The organism is Shewanella sp. T24-MNA-CIBAN-0130, from assembly GCF_040310185.1.
Taxonomy (GTDB): Bacteria; Pseudomonadota; Gammaproteobacteria; order Enterobacterales; family Shewanellaceae; genus Shewanella; species Shewanella psychromarinicola.
This window is the reverse complement of sequence record NZ_JBEOPP010000008.1, coordinates 1-19920: the sequence shown is the minus strand read 5'-3', so window position 1 is coordinate 19920 and position 19920 is coordinate 1. Positions and strand designations below refer to the sequence as shown.

The following is a 19920-nucleotide window of genomic DNA, read 5'->3' as shown; positions in this document are numbered from 1 at the left end:
GTTGAAGGCATAAAACGCTAGCCCCCGATCAGATAAAATCTAATATCCTACCTGCAGAATATTCACCATCACAGCTGTGGATGAATATAAGCCTGTGGCGACTCTAATTTGACTCCCTTTATTAACTTATAACGATGCGATGGAGATCTGTTTATAGATTGTTTTTTATTTAGTTTGCTGTTGCCGTGTTTGTCCACACAGTGAAGACTAAAAACTAATTTGCTAAATCGATACCAACGGCTTTAATTAACAATGTACGGACTCTCTTTAATTAACAATGTACGGACTCTCTTTGATTGAATGTTTGCACTTGTAATATGGCACATAGTGCCATTTGGTCAGGGGAGTCCATAACATTGGTTAGCTAACAAATAACACAGGGGACTAAATGAATCTAAACCTGTTTGACTCCTTTCCTATCGCTGGCGGCTATGTTGGTGTCTCGATACTCATGTTGGTTTTCAACGAAGTGGGCTATCAGTTCGGGGCACATGCGCGAACGAGTCAAGACAAGGAGGCTCCGAGCTCGTTAGGCTCAATGGTGGGGGGTTGTTAGCCATGCTCGCTTTTGTCCTCGCCTTCACATTTTCTATCGCTTCTCATCAGCACGATCTCAGAAAACAGAGCGTTCTCGAAGAAGCGAATTCAATTGGCACGGCATACCTGCGAGCTGACTTGCTTGATAAGCAATACGCAATAAAAGTGAAACACCTGTTGCGAGAATATGTCGACATTCGCCTAAAGGCCGCAAGTGGCAGCACACTAGACACGGCCATGGCAGGATCCGTTGAGATCCATGACCACCTGTGGGCACTGGTGTCTGCAGCAGCGAAAGATCGCCCAATACAAACACCTCACTAATGATCCAATCCATCAATGACATAATCGATATGCACCAAAAACGAGTGACCGCTGGGCTGCGCAATCGAATCCCCAGCAGTGTCTGGATGGCGCTCATAGGCATCATCGCACTCGCAATGATAGCTATGGGTGCTGAGGTTGGGCTTACTGGCAAGCGAAGATTGGTGGCAATGATCCCTTTGGTACTGGCTTTTGCAGTGCTTGTGGCGCTCGTTGTGGATCTTAATCGCCCTCAAAGCGGGTTAATAACAGTAGGGCAGCAGTCGATGGTCGATCTGCAGCGCAGCATGAGTCGATAATATAAATAGCCAATGACGTTGGGCATGCCGCTATAGCTAACAATTTGCACAGCGAACACGTCACTTTATTGAAACCGTGGCATCGAAAAAGTGCAGACGCTGTAAAAGTGACCAAGAGTATTTAGCAAGCCGTGTTTCTGTTTGTTAAGAGGTGTCAGTTAATTAACGACGGCGAATAAAATCCGTTTCAGAATGTCAGCGTGGGCCAAAGCAAAGGCGTTATGCTGAAATGAAAGACTCATACACTTTATTGAATTTAAAATTTTAAATGATGACTTTAAGTGGGTATAGCTATACTTACATAGGTTTGGTGCGCTGGCTTCATTATTGTTGATTTAACCTAATGCTGACAAGTTACTCATAATGGATACCGCGGTGATATTACCAATGCCTTTAATGCTTTGAAGGATATTTTTATTAGCCAGACATTCAGGGTTAAAACTCTGGCTGGCGTTGTTTGCTGTCGACGCAATGGGTGAATATGAGCGATTGGTTAATTTTATTTGGCTCCCTTTCTTCACTTATAATGATAAGAAATATAGATGCCTGTTTATTTTTTATTTTGAAATAAGCCTGAAATTAGCGCCTGATTTTGTTAACATCCTTCCACAATATTCAATCGACTGTTAAATCGACTGTTAAATTAACAGGGCAAGGCCGCTCTAATCGAGGATTTATGAAGATAAATAAGGACAAATACAGTATAGATAATACCGATTATACTGTCGGGCAAGATAACATTCAAAAATGGGGTTTTGATATACATAACCCTGTATTTGGAACGAGTGCAGGCTTAATCGCGGCTTTTTTAATTGCTATTTTAATTATCGACCCGGCAACATCAAAAGAATTTTTAGATGGTATAAAATGGCAGATTATAGGTGCATTTGACGGCCTCTTTATGTGGTCTATGAATATTTTTGTGATCTTCTGTCTGGCATTAATTGTCTCACCTTTTGGTAAAATTCGCCTAGGTGGTGACGGCGCAAAAGCCGACCATTCAAGACTTTCCTGGATAGCGATGCTTTTTGCTGCAGGTATGGGCATTGGTTTGATGTTTTGGGGCGTAGCTGAGCCCGTAGCGTATTACACTGGCTGGTATGAAACGCCACTCAATGTCGTCGCCAATACCCCGGCAGCAGCAGAACTTGCACTGGGTGCAACTATGTTCCATTGGGGATTACACCCTTGGGCGGTTTATGGCGTAGTTGCCTTATCGTTATCTTTCTTTGCTTACAACAAAGGCTTACCACTTTCCATACGGTCTGCTTTTTATCCGATATTAGGCGACCGCACTTGGGGTTGGCCGGGACATATCATTGATATTGTAGCTGTGATAGCCACATTATTTGGTCTGGCAACATCCTTAGGTTTAGGTGCCCAACAAGCTGCGGGTGGTTTCCAGCACGTGTTTGGCATTGAAGGAGACCTCTCCTTGCAAATCATTATTATTGTGGTAGTGACTATGCTGGCGATTGTCTCTGTGGTACGCGGCCTTGAAGGTGGTGTTAAAGTAATTAGTAATATCAATATGTTACTTGCTGCTGTTTTAGTTATTTTTGTTGCACTTGTGACCGCTGCTGTTTCTATGGGTACTATTCCCACCACCATAATGGGTTATGTTAAGAATATTATCCCCTTGAGTAATCCAATTGGCCGTGAAGATGAAGCTTGGATGCACGGCTGGACCGTCTTCTATTGGGCATGGTGGATTTCATGGTCTCCATTTGTGGGTATGTTTATTGCTCGTATTTCGCGCGGCCGTACGGTACGTGAATTTCTTACCGCAGTATTGATTATACCAACATCAGTGACTATCTTATGGATGTCTGTCTTTGGTGGTGTCGCTATTGACCAAGTTGTCAATGAAGTCGGCATATTAGGTAGTGAAGGGTTAACGGACGTTCCGCTTGCGATGTTCCAGATGTTTGATGCGCTGCCATTAGGTAATATTTTATCAATGATAGCTGTACTACTGGTACTGGTTTTCTTTATTACCTCTTCCGATTCAGGGTCGTTGGTCATAGACAGTATTACTGCCGGTGGTAAAATTGATGCGCCGGTTCCGCAACGTATTTTTTGGGCATCAATCGAGGGCGCTATTGCCGCTGTGCTACTGTGGGTTGGTGGTACTGAGGCGATTGAGGCACTCCAAGCAGGTGCCATTTCGACGGCGCTACCCTTTACCATTATTTTATTGGTAATGTGTGTCAGTTTGTTGATGGGTATGCGTACCGAAAAGCATAATAAAAGCTAGTTTCTACTTGCTACAAAAAAGCCGATGATTGAATCATCGGCTTTTTTTTGTCTAGTATTTATTGTGCTCTCATCACAGAGACGTTATAACCACAATTTTTTAATCGCAGTGTCGGGACTAAAATGATATTTAATTTGAGCCTGCAGTAATTCTGCGGTGGCAATTGCATCGGTTAAAGCATCGTGAGGCGCGTAAGCGGGTAAGTTGTAGCGATCACGACTATTAGCAAGACGAATGGACTCTGGGCGTTTTCTTTTAAAGAAATTAAGCAAGCCCGACGTATTAACCCGTTGCAAATTAGCCTCAATCTGCATGGTATCTATAACCGGAAAGATAATACCTTCATTAATCAACAAGCGTAAAGTGTGATCAAGAAAATCACGCTCAATATGCCGGTAATGTACCACCACCACTTTTCCTGCCAGTTCAGCTAAAAGCTGCTCTAAAATACGCAACAGATCAGGTGCATCTTGTAAATCCGAGTGGGTGATACCATGAATAATAATTGAGTTTTCTTGTAATTTATCCTGTGGATTGAGATACCATTCTTTTGCTTTGCGGCAAAAAATACGCTGTAAATTAAAGGGTACCAAACCAATGCTAATGATGCCGTTTTGCTGTGAATCTAAGCCTGTCGTTTCAAAATCAAGCGCGACAAAATCAATATCATTTAACGGCGTTTCATTGCTATAGGTACCGGTATTATAAAAATCAACCAAGCGTGGATCTTTACTGTTTTTAGCTTTTAATTTTAGCAAGGCTGCCCAGTTTAAAATCTCCTGGTTACTGAAATTGTTCATGAGTTAACCTTTAAAGTTTGTTTGAAGTATAGCGATATTTTAAAAAGTTTTGTGCATTGCTTAATACTAAAAAAGCATCTTTAAGATTGCGTCTTTCAAAATCAGACATACTTTCCGGTTCAATATTATTATCAGGCTCAATCCCAGACTCTATATCGGATGACTGATGACGCAATCGTACCAAAGAGATAAGCTCCATTGCATGTTGTAAATCTTCGCCCTTTGATTTAGGCAAAATACCTGCTTCGATAATATCATCTAAGCGTTGAAATGAGTTTTGCGATTGTGAGCCGATCGCCAAGGCATGCACTCGGATCAGATCCGCCAATGGTGCAGTACCACGACGTTTTAAATTAATAGCGTTATTATGGCGGCCATCTTTTTCCATCACAAAATCTTTAAAAAATCCCAGAGGGGGTTTACGATTAAGGGCATTGTGCGCCAAACAGGCTAAAAATCGGTTGTTTTTCTTGGTCTTGCGAAGGATAAATGCATTTAATTGCTCAGCCCATTTTACTCGGCCATAGACACCCGTAAGATCAAAGAAAATAGAGCAGTTTAATAAAGCTTGAGGGTTTGGATTATCTATCCAATCACCGAAACAATCTTCCCACTGAGATCGTGTTTTGCGAAACTCAGGGTTGCTTGCCATAATATCACCAGTGCAGTAACTGTAACCGCAGGCAGCCAAACCATCACAAACAAAATTGGCTAGCTTTTCAAAATAGGCACCATGCAACGCGACTTGATAGCTATTATCAAGGATTATGGCATTATCTTGATCGGTTACCATCAGTTGCTCATCACGAGCCATAGAGCCCAATGCTAAAAAGCAGTAGGGAACCGGCGGGGGGCCGAACATCTCTTCGGCAAGTTCTAATAAACGCTGTTTAAAGTTGCGACCGATTTCAGACATTGCCCGCCCGACCATATGTGAATTGGCATCTTCGTTAACCATGCGCACAAAACAGTTTTTTAACTGTGCAGAAAGCAGCACTAAATCCTCACTACTTTTCTGCTGAAAAATACTGCTTACAAATAACAAACTATTTTGCGATTCGTAACGGATAATATCTGCAACTTCAATCAGACCAATGGGCTTTTTATTTTTTAGAATAGGTAGATGATGAATGTTATAACGCAGCATGAGTAGCATTGCTTCAAAAATATAAGCGTTATGATCCAGTGAAATCAAATTGGTCGACATGACTTGTGAAATAGGATTATCAACATTTACCCCAGCTGCAATGACGTTAGCGCAGAGATCATGTTCAGTAATAATACCAACGAAACTGCTATCCTGCGGGTCTTCTATATCAGGATCATTTATTAATGCAGCAGAAACATTTTCTTCGGCCATTATCTTAGCTGCCGCTTGAATAGTGCTATTACAGGAAATAACGACTGCTTCTCTCGTCAATAATGTTTTCACTTTGGAAGTGGTCAGCGCATTAGCATCATCGCTTTTACCTTTTACCGCCTGTTTTAAACGGGTAGTATCTTCCACTTCAACAAAATCAGCAAAATCGTCATAAAGCTCGCATAAGTTAGTGAATACCGATTCTGGAATACAGTATACCAAGGTATCTTTTACCGCTTTGGCTGGGAAACGCACTTTATTATTGGTGAGTAAGCCCATTTGGCCAAATAACTGTCCCTGATCTAGACGATTGTACAGTTCACCTTTACGGCGATATAACTCTACTACCCCGCTGCGGATCATATACAGTTCACTGATTTTGTCATTAAAGTTAATAATCATGCTATCGGTACGGTAATAAGAAATCTCAACACTTTGCGCAATGTCGATTATGACTTGTTCTGGAAGCTGATCAAAAGGGGCGTACTGAGCGATAAAGCTTTTAATTTCGTGTAGTTCGGCTGACATTAATAGGCCTGCTAGTTGGTGATGACTGGAGCTTTTGTTTATATCGATTTAGATATTATACGAGTAAAGCTAAAATATGAGCAGCCATAATTTTTGCTGAATATTTAACTGTTGGTCTCGTCTTTAGTTACCTTGATTTGCTTGTCAGTAACAAATAATCGTTAGACCAAGATAAACAATCGTCAGTTTAAATGACACACCATACTATCACTGTGTTGGCGTATTGTACTTAAGCATTTCTGGGGGGCTGATAATATGACAGGAGAATTACACCTATATATTAACTATGAACATCGCCAAAAATGGATAAATTTTTTACTGGCAACCATCTTGGTGAATGAACGCTATGTTTATGCGGTGATAAGTAAATTGTTCATATATGACATGATAATCTTGATAGATCTCCCATTTATGTAAACTAACCTACTGTGATGATAACCCGATAATGCGGAGGTATTGGAGAACCGTAAACACGATTGTTCACAAAAATTTACCTACACGTTAATCTACACGTTAATTGAGACAAACAATATCAGTGTATTTGTACGGTATCAGAAACTGAACAGCAGGGTTTTAAGATGGAGTTCTACCGTAAAAAGGATAGCGAACAAGTGCTGCAACGGATTTTGTGCACCGTAGTGGTCTTTGAAAGATAGGCAAAATATGCACCAGCAAACTTTACTGCTGAGAAAGACGTTAATTCAAAGATACAAGATAATAGCAATCGATTCCAAAGAATTAACAAGAATATTGTCTATAATTAAGTGACTCGATTGTCTTATTTTTAATAAGACAATCTATTAATGATGAACTTAATGATGAACTTAATGGGAGATAAATCATGAGCAGTTGGATTTTAGTCGCAGATAGCGCTCATGCACGTCTATTTAACGCCGAAACAGCAAAATCTGCATTAAATGAGATTAAGAGCATGATCCACCCCGAATCAAGACAACATGAACAGAAGCTAACCTCTGATCTACCAGGACGTCAGGCTGGTGGTGCAACGTTTAGTCACCATGCTGTGGGAGGTAAAACAGAGCCCAAAGAGTATGAGGCGGTAGAATTTGCTAGAGATATATGTAGATACCTTGAGGCTGAATATAATGCGCAAAAATTTAGCCAATTGATCGTGGTTGCTGAACCTCAGTTCCTTGGTAACTTACGCAAGGTAATGAGCGACAACGTCGCTAAGCTTATTACCCTAGAAATAGACAAAGACATAGTTAAGCAGGACATTGCCACGATTCGAGGTCATCTGCCCACTATTCTTCCACATTTAACGTCATAATGCGGCCTAAGCATATTTTATTAATCCATATACAGTGGAGGCAACAAAATTTAACAAGACCCAGTAGACTATTCGAGGGTAATGCTTACAGTCCTTTGTCGCGTTTGTTGTTGGTATCGGTTTGTTTGTAGAGTTGCCTGCACTGAATCGAACGACGACAAAAAAAGCTTTAGTTGCAGCTAAAGCCTGGGTCTCATATTTCCCGAAAGGAGAATTATTTGTTATTAGATGGGGGTATCCATACCAGTTGCTATAGTAGACATAAAAAAGATGCACATAAGCAATGCATGATACCTAAAATGGACGCTTCAAGCATGGAGTACATCTACTAAATAAGTCCACAAAAACAACATAAAGCCTCTGTTCATTTCGTTGAAAAAAGCAGCGATCATCAACCAGTCTATTCATGACGCAAGGTTTCTATCGAGTCTAGTTGCGCGGCCTTACGGGCAGGGAAGTAACCAAAGATGACGCCGACTGCAGCACAAAACACATCACACCCAATTCAACGCCAAATTCACTCAGCCATACAAGGTGAACAGCCAAAGGTATGACTGCCGTTTGTCGGTAATTAACGCCTGAACATGGCTAACGGCTTAATATTCCTTGAGCCTTTTGCTCAGCGCTTGCAATGCGGGATCGTTGGGCGTTTTTATCTGCAGTTTATTCACTTCGCTAAGTGCTTCATCGACTTTCCCGCTTGCTTCTAATCCCAAAATATACACAAAGGCAAATCTCAGGTTGGCAGGTTCGATTTGTGTTGCTCGTTGCAACGCATCCAGCGCCTGCGGCCATTGTTTTTCGATAACAAAGATTAGCCCTAAATTATGTAATGCCATGGCATGGTTTTCTTCAAACGCTAAAATTTGCTGTAACAAGGCTTTGGCTTTTTCAAGCTGGTTTGTCTCACGGTAGATACTGGCCAGATTCAATTTGGCGGGCAGAAAACTCGGTTGTAATGTAAGCGCATTAAGGTACTGGATTTGTGCTTGCTGCAGCTCGCCAATTTTGTAAGCTAGATCTGCTAGGGCTAGTTGTGCAGATAACAGATCCGGCTGCTGCTGGTAAGTGACTACCGCTTCCATCAGGGCCTCTTGCAGCTGTTTTTGCGCCTTTTCCGGTACACTCTGTCTCAAAGCCGGGGCTAATAATCTAATCGCCTGTAAACGGACATTTTTGTGTTCATCATATAACAGACCAAAACCGATCTGCAGCTGCATCGGGTAGGGAGCAGATTCAAGTGCACGGATCACGCCGAGTTTAACCAGACTCTGCCGGTCGTTTGCCGCATTATTCAATACCTCTAGGTTAGCGGTTTGCTGCAGATCCAGATAACCTAACAGGACAGCACGGCGCATGGCTGGCTGATTTTCATCTGCCACCAGCTTAGCGATTAATGCTTGTCCTTTGTGCGGATCCTGCTGATTAAGCAAAATTGCGGGGCCGATATCTGAAAAATCTGCAAAAATCTGACCTTTTTTATCCTGTAGCTGTGCTTGAGACCAGTGCGGATCCTTATCCTGATGACAACCTAGGCAAACATCCGGGGTGCCTAATATTTCGTTCACCCAAGGATTTGGTACGCGATAGGCGTGGTCACGTCTGTCATCTACGCCCATATATCGTTTGGTAGGCATATGGCAGTCTATGCAGAGCGAGCCCTTGGAATCCTGAGCATGTAACGTATGCTCGGGTGTCGCAAAAGCGGCGGGTAAATGGCACTGTAAACAGAGCGTGTTATCTTGGCTTAATATTTTTCCGCTATGGGCTTCATGACAATTACTGCAGACAACACCGGCACTGGCCATTTTACTTTGACTAAATGAACCATAGACATAGACCTCATCGAGAATTTGCCCATCGACATGATAAAGATCGGTTACGGCAAGGCGCGGAATATAGTGTTGGCTGAAATTCCCGACCCCTGCACCATCGGTTAATGCTACCCGCCGACTGTGACAGGCCGCACATTGATCCATTTGACCGTGGTCTAAGGAAATGTCGGTTTTTTGCAAGCGTACCGCTGTGGTTTTACCGTCGGCAAAGACCCAGTCATTGTGTTTCTGCAGTGGCTTTTCAAACCCCGAATTGACGGCATTTTTTTTAGATTTTTTTAACGCAAGATGTTGTGAAGCTGGGCCATGACAAGCTTCACAGCTGACATTGATTTCGCTCCAAGTCGTATTGTAACTGTCGGTGTTAACGTCATAGCCCCGTGTTAAGTCCGTGGAATGACACTCGGCGCAGCGCGTATTCCAATTATTAAACTGGCCTTGCCAATCAAATGGCGTATCCGGAATATGTGTGTCACTGTAAAGGTTATACCAGCGCTGCCCGCCGTCTGCCAATGAACGCGAATCCCAAGTGACGGTATAAGCCTGAAGTTTACCTGAGCCTATGTCGACTAATATCTGTTGCAGTGGATAAAAACCAAATACATAAGGCACGGCATAACGTTTACCGTCTTCACCTTTATTACCTGTTTGTATATAAAATCCTTGCTCATCTCGGTTAAAAACAGTCCAAGCATTTTCTGATTCAAACTTTACATTATTAAAGTTACCTAATACCGTTTCATCCGTTGCGGCTAACATTGCCTTTGCATGGTGGGATTGTTGCCAGTTGGACACTTCAGTTTGATGGCAATCGATACAACTTTTATTGCCGATATATTGCTCTGCGGCAACGAGCTGGGGTGTAAACAGAAAAAGCAGTCCAAGGAGTGTTATTCTTAAAACCATTTTTGCCTCATTTTAATATTATTAGCATAATACTTTCAATAATATTAGCAGTAACTGTATGATCATAAATAAAAAAAGCGGCAATTTGTTTAATCAATCGTGAAGTAAATCGACTTTGTGCCGAAAATAGTATAAATTTCATCGTATTAGGGTCTGGATCCGGTAATGTAGTGAGTCAGATATTAGCTTAGGCGTGGGTGAAAAAGAGGGTGCTGAGGCACCCTCGATGAGGATTTACTGACTACTCCCGGCTCCCTGTTGAAGTTTTTCCATTACCTGATCTAAGCTGAAACTCGCGGCTTTTTGACGAGGCGGAAAATCTTTAAAAGTGGCAAGATATTCACCGACATAAGCCTGTGCAGGGACAAACATATAAACATGATCTAACACCCAGTCATAGTAGGTATTAGAAGTCAGATCTGCAGTTTCATAGGGATCCATACGTAAATTGAATAATTTTGGCACACGCAATTCAACAAAAGGTTCTGCCCAAATCTGCAGTGTCCCGGTAGCTCTTTGCTCCAAAAATACGGCTTTCCAATTGTTGTAACGCAGCGCGGCTAAAGCACCATCATCGGTGAAATAGAAGATCTCTTTACGGCGGCCTTTGTCTTCTTCACCCAGCAGGTAAGGCAAGAAGTTATAACCATCAAGATGATTTTTGAATGTTTTACCGTTAGCTTTATAGCCTTTGAGTAATTTTTCTTTCACCTTGTCTTCGCCAGCAATCGCTGCGAAGGTCGGCAACCAATCCATGTGGTGCATAATCTGGTTCGAAACTGAACTTGCTTCGATCTTACCAGGCCATCTCACCATGGCTGGAACACGGTAGGCGCCTTCCCAGTTGGTGTTTTTCTCACTTCTAAAAGGTGTTAAACCGGCATCCGGCCAGGTATTCATGTGCGGGCCATTATCGGTAGAGTAAAAAACAATGGTGTTATCTTTGATACCCAGGTCATCGACTTTTTTCAATAGCTGGCCGACGTGTTTATCATGTTCAATCATTCCGTCGGCATAATTACTTACATTCGAGCTACCTTGTAATTCAGGTTTAATATGAGTTCGAAAATGCATACGGGTACCATTCCACCAGACAAAGAATGGTTTTTCGGTTTTTACAGTACGTTCCATAAAGTCCATCGCCGCGGCCACGGTTTCATCATCTATGGTTTCCATCCTTTTTTTCGTTAGCGGGCCGGTATCTTCGATTTTTCCATCAGCAAAGGATTTAATGACACCACGAGGGCCAAATTTTTTACGGAATGCCGGATCTTTAGGGTAATCAATATTTTCAGGCTCTTCTTCGGCATTTAAATGGTATAAGTTACCTAAAAATTCATCAAAACCATGTGCGGTGGGTAAAAATTCATCTTTATCACCCAAATGATTTTTACCAAACTGACCCGTTGCATAACCCATAGGTTTGAGGATCTCAGCAATAGTGGCATCTTCAGCTTGTAATCCAAGATCGGCTCCGGGTAATCCTACTTTACTTAACCCAGTACGCAGTACACTTTGCCCGGTAATAAATGTTGAACGTCCGGCGGTGCATGATTGTTCAGCATAATAATCGGTAAACATCATGCCTTCTTTGGCGATGCTGTCGATATTCGGGGTTTTGTATCCCATTAACCCAAAGGTATAGGCACTGATATTAGATTGGCCAATATCATCCCCCCAAATAACTAAAATATTAGGTTTTTCGGCTGCGCTCAAGTTTACTGCAGCGCACCCCAACGAAGCGGCGAGGATTAGACCCAACCTTTTAATTTTGTTGTTGCGTGAATGGATCATCCCAACCTCCAACCGATTGTTATTTATTCGGTTTTAAACTTCCAATGTTAGTTAATAATGTTGATTAACCATGTGTTTTCAAAATAAAACAATTCAAGTTTAGGTTATGTTTTTTTATTTGCAGATATTTTTTATCAAAAATCTTTATTTTTGATAAATTTTTATGTTGTATTTACACCGGCAGTTAAGGAGGCATTTAATACCAATTCGCATCAATAAATGGCCTAAAGTTGCACAAAATAATAAGTGACAGCTTGGTATTTTATTAACTAATAGCTGGCTATTACGAATGAAAACAAGGACGTTATCGTTTATGTTAACCCTCTAGATTGCTCAAATAGATATGCGCATTGGTATCACTGCTCCTAAGCCGATACGCCTAGCGCTGGAAGGGTACAATAATGATGAGGCTTGGTGACTGTTTAACACCTTGTAATTCATTGCAATGCGTTAGAATGCTATTGTTATCATTCCAGCCTCTTAATACCAATTAATCAGCAACGTCGGCATAGTGGGTTGTGCAAGCCCCTTGTGTCAGGATTGTTTAAGCAGATGTTATTGTATTATTCGTTTCTTGCGAGGAATTTGAAAAATAAAAGCAATGTAAAAAATCGACAATATAGGGCGTTCTATTATCGGGCTTAGACTAAAAACCAAGCTAGTGTTAACTCGCCTTGTTTAGTTGATTAACAAGACAGGTGATTTTTCCATATCTGTTTTTACCTTATAATATTTAGTAGCGAAGATAACCTGAACCCTTTACCTGATCCGACTAGACTGACAGATCTCAGTTCCTTAAGCTTATCTTTACTTACTCGCTTGATATCTTTAACCGTGATGACAAAAAGGGTGGCATTAATTGCTGTAACTGCATTGTTTGCCGTTTTCTTTACTGAATAAGCTTGATATTGAAGGTGAGCGCCTAGACTATTAATGCCAAGGGCGGCGGTAATTTATTATTAATATAATTAGTTGTATATGATCTTTAATATGCAATATCTTTTCAGTTAACAGTTATTTTTGTCATCACTTGATGCTTATTAGCTAAACTAGAGATATTGTAATAGAGTTGATCAAGATCAAGCGTGTTCTTTCTCTCTGGGCCTAAACTTATTAATGTTGATTAGTTCCAAGCCGTCTGATGATCCGTTGCAAACTTGTTTTTTGTTAGGGGATAAAATGAATTTTAAAGACTATTACACTGTATTAGGGGTAGAACCTGATGCGGATGATAAAGTAATAAAAAAAACGTATAAAAAACTCGCGGTGCAGTACCATCCTGATGTGAGCAAACATCCTGAAGCAGAAGCAAAATTCAAAGAAATTAGTGAAGCCTATGAGGTATTACACAATACTAAAAAGCGTGCCGAATATGACGAGTTGCGCCATCATCACCTAAATAGAACCCAACATCGCTATGCTAATCAAGGTGGTGCAAATGGTGCAGGTCAAGATTGGGGCCAACAGCAAAGTGATCCACAAACTGATCAAGAATTTGCGGACTTTTTTAATTCAATGTTTGGTGGAAGGCATTCAGGCTTTGAGCATAGCGGGCAACAAAGAAGTCACCAAGCTCAGCAGCCAAAAGGCCAAGATATCGAAATTGAGTTCCCGATGTTCCTTGAAGAAACCTTGGTCGACACTCTTAAGCCTGTAGCGTTTACCTTACAGCAACGTGATCCCCAAGGTCATGTTGTTGATCAGCCCAAATCTCTAAAAGTTAAAATTCCTGCCGGGGTTATTAATGGCGAACGTATTCGCCTTAAAGGGCAAGGTGGACCGGGACCGACCAAAGCCGATAATGGCGATTTGTATTTACAAATTCGTTTTGCGCCGCATCCTTTATTTGATGTTGATGGTCGAAACTTGAGTATTGTTGTGCCTATTGCACCTTGGGAAGCCGTGTTGGGTACCAAGCTTAAATTGCCCACGTTAACGGGTAATATTCAACTCAGTATCCCCGCCAATAGTCAGTCAGGACAGCGATTACGCATAAAAGGCAAAGGTTTACTCAGTAAAAAAGTGCAGGGCGATTTATTTGCGGTGCTTAAAATTGTGGTTCCGACATCACCAGATGAGACAAGCAAGCCATTGTGGACTGAGCTAGCCGAAAAAAATACATTCGACCCTCGTGCCAGTTGGAGTAAATAACCATGCTGCAGATTAATATAAACGAACAAGATTGTTGGTTGAGTAGCGATGAACTGTGTGAATGCAGCGATATTAGCTCGACATTATTACTTGAGCTCGTAGAGCATAGTATAGCCATTCCACTGCAAGGCGAGGTGATAGAACAATGGCAATTTAGCGTGGAAAATTTACATCAAGTTAAAAAAGCCACTCGAATTCAACGTGATCTTGCACTGGATTGGGGGGGCATTGGCTTAATTTTGCAATTACTCGATGAAAGAGAACAATTGGAGCATGAAGTCTATAGGCTCAAACAGCAACTTAGTCGATTTAAATCATAGGTACAAGTCGATTATCTGTCGGTGTGTTAACAAAAAACACAAGTCGATCCTCAGTGCTATTCGTATTTTCGGATCTTTCTGTAAGGATTGAGTCACGCAATAAATGCTGAAAGAGGCTATGATATTGATTAAAAAATGGATGGCATGGTTGCTGGCTAGTGTTGCTGACTATGGTTGCTGTCTTTCGCTCATCATCCTAATATTTTAGATAAAGCGACTCTTAATCCGGAGGTTGCAGCAAGGTAACAAGTACATATCTAGGTTAGTAATTAATTAAAACGGGTTAATACGTATAAACCTTCCGCCAATCAATAACCTAATTTGACTGCGATTACGTTGATTAGCATCAGCGTTTTATATTCAACCCCAGAGTCACGTTAACAGGGTAAATTGCGGCTTACTCCCCATCCCACATAAGCTCGCTATTGTTAAGACACACAACCATTGTGTGTTATTGGCGTATTAACCTTAATGACCGGCATTTAATACTCGCAAGATGGCTTTAGGTATGTACTCGAGTAGATCACTGGCAAGCACCCCATATTGGCTTAATTCATTTGCGGCTAACTCTCCTGCTAAACCATGCAAATATACCCCTAGGCACGCAGCGTTAAGTGGGCTGACGCCTTGGGCGCAAAATCCTGCAATCATACCGGTCAAGACATCTCCAGTACCGGCTTTGGCTAGCGCGCTGTTGCCAGTAGGATTAATGAAAATGTGCTCCCCATCGCTTATGACGGTGTGCTTACCTTTAAGCACCACGATCGTATTTAATTGTTTAGCCGCTAAGCTAGCAAAATGAACCCGTTGCGCTTGAATCATGTTGACATCTACATTTAATAACCGTGAGAGCTCTTTTGGATGTGGGGTAATAATGCTATTTTTGGTGAAACTAATCGGTTTTTGCGCGGTGCTTGTAGGATGGTGAAGTAAATGACTCATAAAGTTCAGTGCATCCGCATCGAATATCACCGGATGAGTATTCGCTTGGATTTCTGTTAGCAGGGCATAAAAAAATTCACTATTACCATCAGGGACTATTAAGCCATTTATAGGGTTAGGGTAACGGTTCAATTGATCTGTACTTTGGCTAATGCTCAATCCACTGCCTATTGAAATTACACTGGCTTGTGCGAGTTTATCCCGAAGTTGTAAAACAGCTTGGGGGGCTATGGATTGTGTATTTATATGTTTTATGTCAATAGCTTGCTGTGCTTGACGAGGTGGTAGCGGCAAGGTAACTACATTTGGGGTTTGCGCGCTCACACTGTCACAGACCGATGGGCTACTGGCTAATGTGACGTAACCTGCACCAACCCGCAGCGCTGATAAACTAGAAAGATATGCCGCCCCTCGATAATGTATCGAACCGGCAATATTCAGCACCTGGCCAAAGGTCATCTTATGACTGTCATCTGGCCTTGGCGGCAATATACTATTGATATATTCGAGCGTTAGTGTATTCATTGGTCTTCGCTGTTTAATATTAAATATTCATACAATAAAGTAGCACAAACAGAAAATGCTTAATGGCACCTAATGCAGAAATATTATGATATTTTTTACTCTGTGATTAACCCGTTAAGCTTGAATGTACCGTGGGCAATATTGTATCGATTATACCGCATGGGTTTAGGCATAATGTTAAGGGAAATGAATGACGAGAGTTGATAGGGCACAGGGATCATCTTTATGTATTTTACTGGTGATGACCAACGCTTTCTCGACTTAGCGGTCTGCCGTAGATCAATGGCATTGATAACTAAACTAATGATAATAACGCATCATTTACCGTTAACGGGATTATGATTAAGTCTATCGCAACAATATGAGACTCATGTATGACACAGCGGCAAGCGAGTGAGCAAGATGACCCTCTGGCTCCCAATAAAAAGGATATTAGACAAGATCCTTTAATCGCTAAGTTACTCGGGAGGTTACCAGCACAACTGGTTCAATCTTATACTGATGAACAACTCGAGGGTATTAAAGGCGCGTTAGGTCCAAATACATGGGGCAGCCACTTTATTGATAATCGGGGAACATTTAAATTTCCGTTTATAAAGTGGCGTTTTTATTATGTATTTCTACTGGGACGAAATAAACGTGCTTACACACGTCGTGAAAAAAATGCCTCGTTAGCGATCATGGTAATGTTAGTTTTTACAGTTATATTTGCCTCGATGCTACTTGGTTTACTGGTGCTTTATATTATCAAGTCAGCATTAGGTATCGATTTATTTTCTGACACGTCATTAGGTATTTGGGACCAGTTTAAGCAATGGTTAGGCTAACCACGTTTATTGATTGCTGTTAGCTAGGGTTTGTCTGATTGTCGGAATCAATATTTTATTGAGATAGTAAGTTGGGCTGTTTTCCCCTGTAAACGCTAACAGGCCGTCGTCATCATCTTCTGCAAAGTTTAGGTAAGTGTTCTCCATCTTTTGGGTTAATAACCCTACTTTTTACAAATACCGCTCACGCGACAACTGATGGTGTGCATTTGATTGACTATATCATTATGGGTAGGCGCTTTAATGTGCGTAATTTGGGTGTTACCTAGCTTATCTCCGCTCCGCGCACCTTCTAAAACAGCATGTGAAACTGAATGTTCAAATCTAGCGTACTGCCAACACGTTTAATAAGTGTTACTGCACCGGTTTTGGCTTAACCCATTAATGAAGCACTGTGTTTTAGAAAAATTAGCCATTTAATAGACTACAATATGTATTCATAACATTGTTTATTAGTAATTTTTCAATCATTAAAACATCACAAGTCATTGATTGATATACACACCTAAATATCACCGACGTTTGTGTTACGTCCGCACCAGCATCATATATTTAATTAAAATAATTAGGATGTTTATGCAAGGTAATCTATTTAATACGACCAAAGGCCGATTGTTTTCCTTTGGTATGATGTATATTTCTGAGGGTATCCCATTTGGATTTACCAGTATTGCACTCGTCTCTATTATGCGTCAGTCTGGTTTAGGTCTAGACGTAATTGGGATTTTCACCGCTGCACTCTTTCTTCCTTGGACCTTTAAATGGGCGGTTGCCCCATTTGTCGATATTATCAAGTTCACCCATTATGGCGGTAGAAAAGCATGGATTGTTGCCTGTACCATAATGATGTTGATCACGTTATTGATCTCAGGGTTACTGGATGTTGTTGAAAATTTCGATGCACTAGTGAGTCTATTTATTCTACACAACATCTTTGCCGCCACACAGGATGTGGCTATTGATGCATTAGCAATAAGTAATTTGAAACCTGATGAGCGGGGCCGAGCCAGTGGTATTATGTTCAGTGGCCAGTATTTAGGTATTGCGATTGGTGGTAGTGGTGCGATTTTCATCTATGGCTATTGGGGTTTTGATGTTGCTCTTATGGTCATTAGCGTACTATTATTTCTGAATTTATTGTTTATTTTGTTTTTTGTAAAAGATCTACATATACAAAAAGCAAAAATAGTCACAGAAAAATCAGTTCTTCATGAATTATACGTTAGTTTTATCTACTTCATTAAAGCCGTCTTCGATAGTTTTTGGCTTTCGGGTAGAATACCGATCCTAGCCTTATTGTTTGCTTTTCTTCCTACTGGCACCATGGCTTTGGCTTATGCTTCCTTGCAGACTATTCAAGTCGATCTAGGCCTTAGCAATAATGAAATTTCTCAGGTAACATTACTCAATACCATTTTTGCGGGCATTGGGTGTGTCATCGGCGGATATTTGGCTGATATCTTTGGCTTGCGAAAGATGTTGTTTACTTTCTATTTCCTACTGATATTTCCCGGACTATATTTAGGTACAAGAATATATATGGCTGGCTTAGAAGATATTCATACTTATGAGTTTTACACCATTGCTACAGCGCATGGATTTATCTTTGGTATGGGCTTTGCCGTATCGATAGCTTATTTTATGGGTGCAACCAATCCTATGGTAGCGGCAACCCAATTTACAGTTTATATGGCCTTTGGAAACCTAGCCATTATGGTATCTAACTATTGGCAGGGGATTGTCTCAGAACATATGGGCTATGCTAATATGTTCTTTATAGAATCAGTAATTGTTATATTACCTTTAATACTCATACCGTTTTTAAGAACTAGAGAAGAGATGAAAGCTGAACAGACGTTGATTCGTTAACTTTATGGCGCTGGTGTTTCATCTTTTTTGTTATTGGCAGTGCCATTCAAACACTTTTTAATTAGTAAACCAAGGGGGGTAGTGGCAACAGTGGCTTGAGCGAATAAGCTGCCATTGGTACAATTTATTATCTTTGGTCGTGCTATTAGTGATATTACGCTGCGCCTTAAAGTATATGGCGCCATAGGAAAGTCACCATATCGAAAACCTGTCATTGAGTGTGTTCTATTTGTTTTATTTTTCGCAGGCATGAGTTTGTTACAAGTGACGTTATTTGGCGCGCATTAACCACCCATCTACATCGATATTTAAGCTGCCTGTTAGTGAGCTCATTATTGAATTATGCTTACTATTATTCACCGGATTTAAGCCCTTATTTGTCGTTAACTGCCCGTTAGCAATTATGGTGGTTGGTGTGTGTTTTAGTGTCATGGAGTGGATTATTAACCCCGACAGGTTACGTCAATGCCCATATAATCCGCACTCCGACGTGGTTACATCTAACCAATGAATTGATCTATTCATTTTATATTTAGCATCAGCTTTAGCCTTATATATTGTCTGTGCATTGCTGTGTTATTGGCTTATTAAACCTTTAGGCGACAACTGTCTTGAAACCCCCGTTATAGCTTAAAAATGAGTAAGTATGCCTCTTTAGGCAAAATAGACTAAAGCTTTAGTGATGTTCGGTGACATAGGTGGTTTGGGTTGATTTATCTTCAGAGGCTTGTGAGCATACCGCGATTTGTAAAGGTAATGCTGCAGCGTAAGGATGCAATGTATACACTGAATTTAGTCGCAGTTTGTGGTGCACAATTTACCCAATAGCCATTTTCTTGCCAAACATTTTGCCCAGGTACATCGTGAGCATTGGTAGTTTCACACTGATGGTAAAGCGCACTTCGTGATTGATGAGCTTGAAGTACGAGAGCGTTTAAACCCCATAGTTCAATTAACTGCGACAGGTAAAGCCTGCAACGTTTACTGGCTAGCCTTCGTGGGCTAAATATTGAATAATTTGTTCCATGTTTAGGTTAAAATCATCGGCGCGAACACATTTTACGATTAAGTCGTCAGTCACTGTTGCCAAATCAATCTTTTGCCCGACTTCGAAATGATCCGGTTTTAAATGATAAAACGGTTTCACAAGCGGGCGGATTGGGTCTTTAGGATTATGACTTTCAACAATAGCAAGTCTATTCGACTCAAGTTGAACCACTGAGCCGACAGGGTAAACCCCCATACAACGTATAAATTGATCGACTAGGTCTTTATCTAACATGCCTATGCAGTTGGCTCAGTAAGAATGTATTGGCGTGTGAATGATTGCCAAATTTAACAATCTGTTAGGTATT

At 41.1% G+C, this 19920-nt stretch carries 14 protein-coding genes and 1 pseudogene; 8 read left to right on the top strand and 7 right to left on the bottom strand.

Annotation, left to right across the window (positions count from 1 at the left end):
• Nucleotides 1–549: 549 nt before the first annotated feature.
• The 3 genes from AAEZ02_RS04965 (at nt 550) to AAEZ02_RS04955 (ending at nt 3417) form a co-directional block, all read left to right on the top strand.
• A complete protein-coding gene (locus AAEZ02_RS04965) occupies nt 550–861 on the top strand; it encodes a hypothetical protein (protein ID WP_351122153.1) in 312 nt (103 codons plus the stop codon).
• Nucleotides 861–1160: a bestrophin-like domain gene (locus AAEZ02_RS04960; protein WP_124011597.1), complete on the top strand. Its 300-nt coding sequence runs from the start codon at nt 861–863 to the stop codon at nt 1158–1160. Before AAEZ02_RS04965 ends, AAEZ02_RS04960 begins: the two co-directional genes overlap by 1 nt.
• Before the next feature lie 676 nt (nt 1161–1836).
• Nucleotides 1837–3417, top strand: a complete 1581-nt coding sequence (locus tag AAEZ02_RS04955; protein WP_124011595.1) for a BCCT family transporter — start codon at nt 1837–1839, stop codon at nt 3415–3417.
• A gap of 83 nt (nt 3418–3500) precedes the next feature.
• Here AAEZ02_RS04955 and AAEZ02_RS04950 read toward each other — a convergent pair whose 3' ends face one another.
• Both AAEZ02_RS04950 and AAEZ02_RS04945 read right to left on the bottom strand, forming a co-directional pair.
• Complete coding sequence (locus AAEZ02_RS04950) at nt 3501–4217, bottom strand: 3'-5' exonuclease (RefSeq protein WP_124011594.1); 717 nt, start codon at nt 4215–4217, stop codon at nt 3501–3503.
• A 10-nt stretch (nt 4218–4227) separates the two neighbouring features.
• Nucleotides 4228–6105 carry a DUF294 nucleotidyltransferase-like domain-containing protein gene (locus AAEZ02_RS04945; protein ID WP_124011593.1) on the bottom strand — a complete coding sequence of 626 codons (1878 nt, stop codon included), beginning with the start codon at nt 6103–6105 and terminating at the stop codon, nt 4228–4230.
• Between the two features lie 841 nt (nt 6106–6946).
• On the opposite strand from AAEZ02_RS04945, the gene AAEZ02_RS04940 reads away from it, so the two are divergent.
• Nucleotides 6947–7396: a host attachment protein gene (locus AAEZ02_RS04940; protein ID WP_124011592.1), complete on the top strand. Its 450-nt coding sequence runs from the start codon at nt 6947–6949 to the stop codon at nt 7394–7396.
• Between the two features lie 596 nt (nt 7397–7992).
• Here AAEZ02_RS04940 and AAEZ02_RS04935 read toward each other — a convergent pair.
• Nucleotides 7993–10137, bottom strand: coding sequence for a tetratricopeptide repeat protein (locus tag AAEZ02_RS04935; protein WP_124011591.1), 2145 nt, complete (start codon nt 10135–10137; stop codon nt 7993–7995).
• Between the two features lie 234 nt (nt 10138–10371).
• Nucleotides 10372–11931: an arylsulfatase gene (locus AAEZ02_RS04930; protein ID WP_124011590.1), complete on the bottom strand. Its 1560-nt coding sequence runs from the start codon at nt 11929–11931 to the stop codon at nt 10372–10374.
• Between the two features lie 1179 nt (nt 11932–13110).
• Between AAEZ02_RS04930 and AAEZ02_RS04925 the strand changes: the two genes are divergently transcribed.
• Both AAEZ02_RS04925 and AAEZ02_RS04920 read left to right on the top strand, forming a co-directional pair.
• Nucleotides 13111–14082 carry a DnaJ C-terminal domain-containing protein gene (locus AAEZ02_RS04925; protein WP_124011589.1) on the top strand — a complete coding sequence of 324 codons (972 nt, stop codon included), beginning with the start codon at nt 13111–13113 and terminating at the stop codon, nt 14080–14082.
• A 2-nt stretch (nt 14083–14084) separates the two neighbouring features.
• A complete protein-coding gene (locus AAEZ02_RS04920; protein ID WP_101031846.1) occupies nt 14085–14402 on the top strand; it encodes a chaperone modulator CbpM in 318 nt (105 codons plus the stop codon).
• Nucleotides 14403–14870: 468 nt separating this feature from the next.
• Here the strand turns inward: AAEZ02_RS04920 and AAEZ02_RS04915 are convergent, their stop codons facing one another.
• Nucleotides 14871–15869, bottom strand: coding sequence for an NAD(P)H-hydrate dehydratase (locus AAEZ02_RS04915; RefSeq protein WP_124011588.1), 999 nt, complete (start codon nt 15867–15869; stop codon nt 14871–14873).
• Between the two features lie 374 nt (nt 15870–16243).
• Between AAEZ02_RS04915 and AAEZ02_RS04910 the strand changes: the two genes are divergently transcribed.
• Complete coding sequence (locus AAEZ02_RS04910) at nt 16244–16696, top strand: hypothetical protein (RefSeq protein ID WP_351122150.1); 453 nt, start codon at nt 16244–16246, stop codon at nt 16694–16696.
• 576 nt (nt 16697–17272) lie between these two features.
• Nucleotides 17273–18565, top strand: coding sequence for an MFS transporter (locus AAEZ02_RS04905; RefSeq protein ID WP_351122147.1), 1293 nt, complete (start codon nt 17273–17275; stop codon nt 18563–18565).
• Nucleotides 18566–19241: 676 nt separating this feature from the next.
• Here AAEZ02_RS04905 and AAEZ02_RS04900 read toward each other — a convergent pair.
• Nucleotides 19242–19379 carry a hypothetical protein gene (locus AAEZ02_RS04900; protein WP_164839490.1) on the bottom strand — a complete coding sequence of 46 codons (138 nt, stop codon included), beginning with the start codon at nt 19377–19379 and terminating at the stop codon, nt 19242–19244.
• 174 nt (nt 19380–19553) lie between these two features.
• Nucleotides 19554–19844: pseudogene (locus AAEZ02_RS04895) on the bottom strand (HD-GYP domain-containing protein); the annotation flags it as partial.
• Nucleotides 19845–19920: the final 76 nt, after the last annotated feature.

What these genes read in the sequence shown, in the direction of transcription:
- AAEZ02_RS04960 (WP_124011597.1), top strand. Translation starts at nt 861, where the DNA reads ATGATCCAATCCATCAATGACATAATCGATATGCACCAAAAACGAGTG.
- AAEZ02_RS04955 (WP_124011595.1), top strand. Translation starts at nt 1,837, where the DNA reads ATGAAGATAAATAAGGACAAATACAGTATAGATAATACCGATTATACT.
- AAEZ02_RS04950 (WP_124011594.1), bottom strand. Translation starts at nt 4,217, where the DNA reads ATGAACAATTTCAGTAACCAGGAGATTTTAAACTGGGCAGCCTTGCTA.
- AAEZ02_RS04945 (WP_124011593.1), bottom strand. Translation starts at nt 6,105, where the DNA reads ATGTCAGCCGAACTACACGAAATTAAAAGCTTTATCGCTCAGTACGCC.
- AAEZ02_RS04940 (WP_124011592.1), top strand. Translation starts at nt 6,947, where the DNA reads ATGAGCAGTTGGATTTTAGTCGCAGATAGCGCTCATGCACGTCTATTT.
- AAEZ02_RS04935 (WP_124011591.1), bottom strand. Translation starts at nt 10,137, where the DNA reads ATGGTTTTAAGAATAACACTCCTTGGACTGCTTTTTCTGTTTACACCC.
- AAEZ02_RS04930 (WP_124011590.1), bottom strand. Translation starts at nt 11,931, where the DNA reads ATGATCCATTCACGCAACAACAAAATTAAAAGGTTGGGTCTAATCCTC.
- AAEZ02_RS04925 (WP_124011589.1), top strand. Translation starts at nt 13,111, where the DNA reads ATGAATTTTAAAGACTATTACACTGTATTAGGGGTAGAACCTGATGCG.
- AAEZ02_RS04920 (WP_101031846.1), top strand. Translation starts at nt 14,085, where the DNA reads ATGCTGCAGATTAATATAAACGAACAAGATTGTTGGTTGAGTAGCGAT.
- AAEZ02_RS04915 (WP_124011588.1), bottom strand. Translation starts at nt 15,869, where the DNA reads ATGAATACACTAACGCTCGAATATATCAATAGTATATTGCCGCCAAGG.
- AAEZ02_RS04910 (WP_351122150.1), top strand. Translation starts at nt 16,244, where the DNA reads ATGACACAGCGGCAAGCGAGTGAGCAAGATGACCCTCTGGCTCCCAAT.
- AAEZ02_RS04905 (WP_351122147.1), top strand. Translation starts at nt 17,273, where the DNA reads ATGCAAGGTAATCTATTTAATACGACCAAAGGCCGATTGTTTTCCTTT.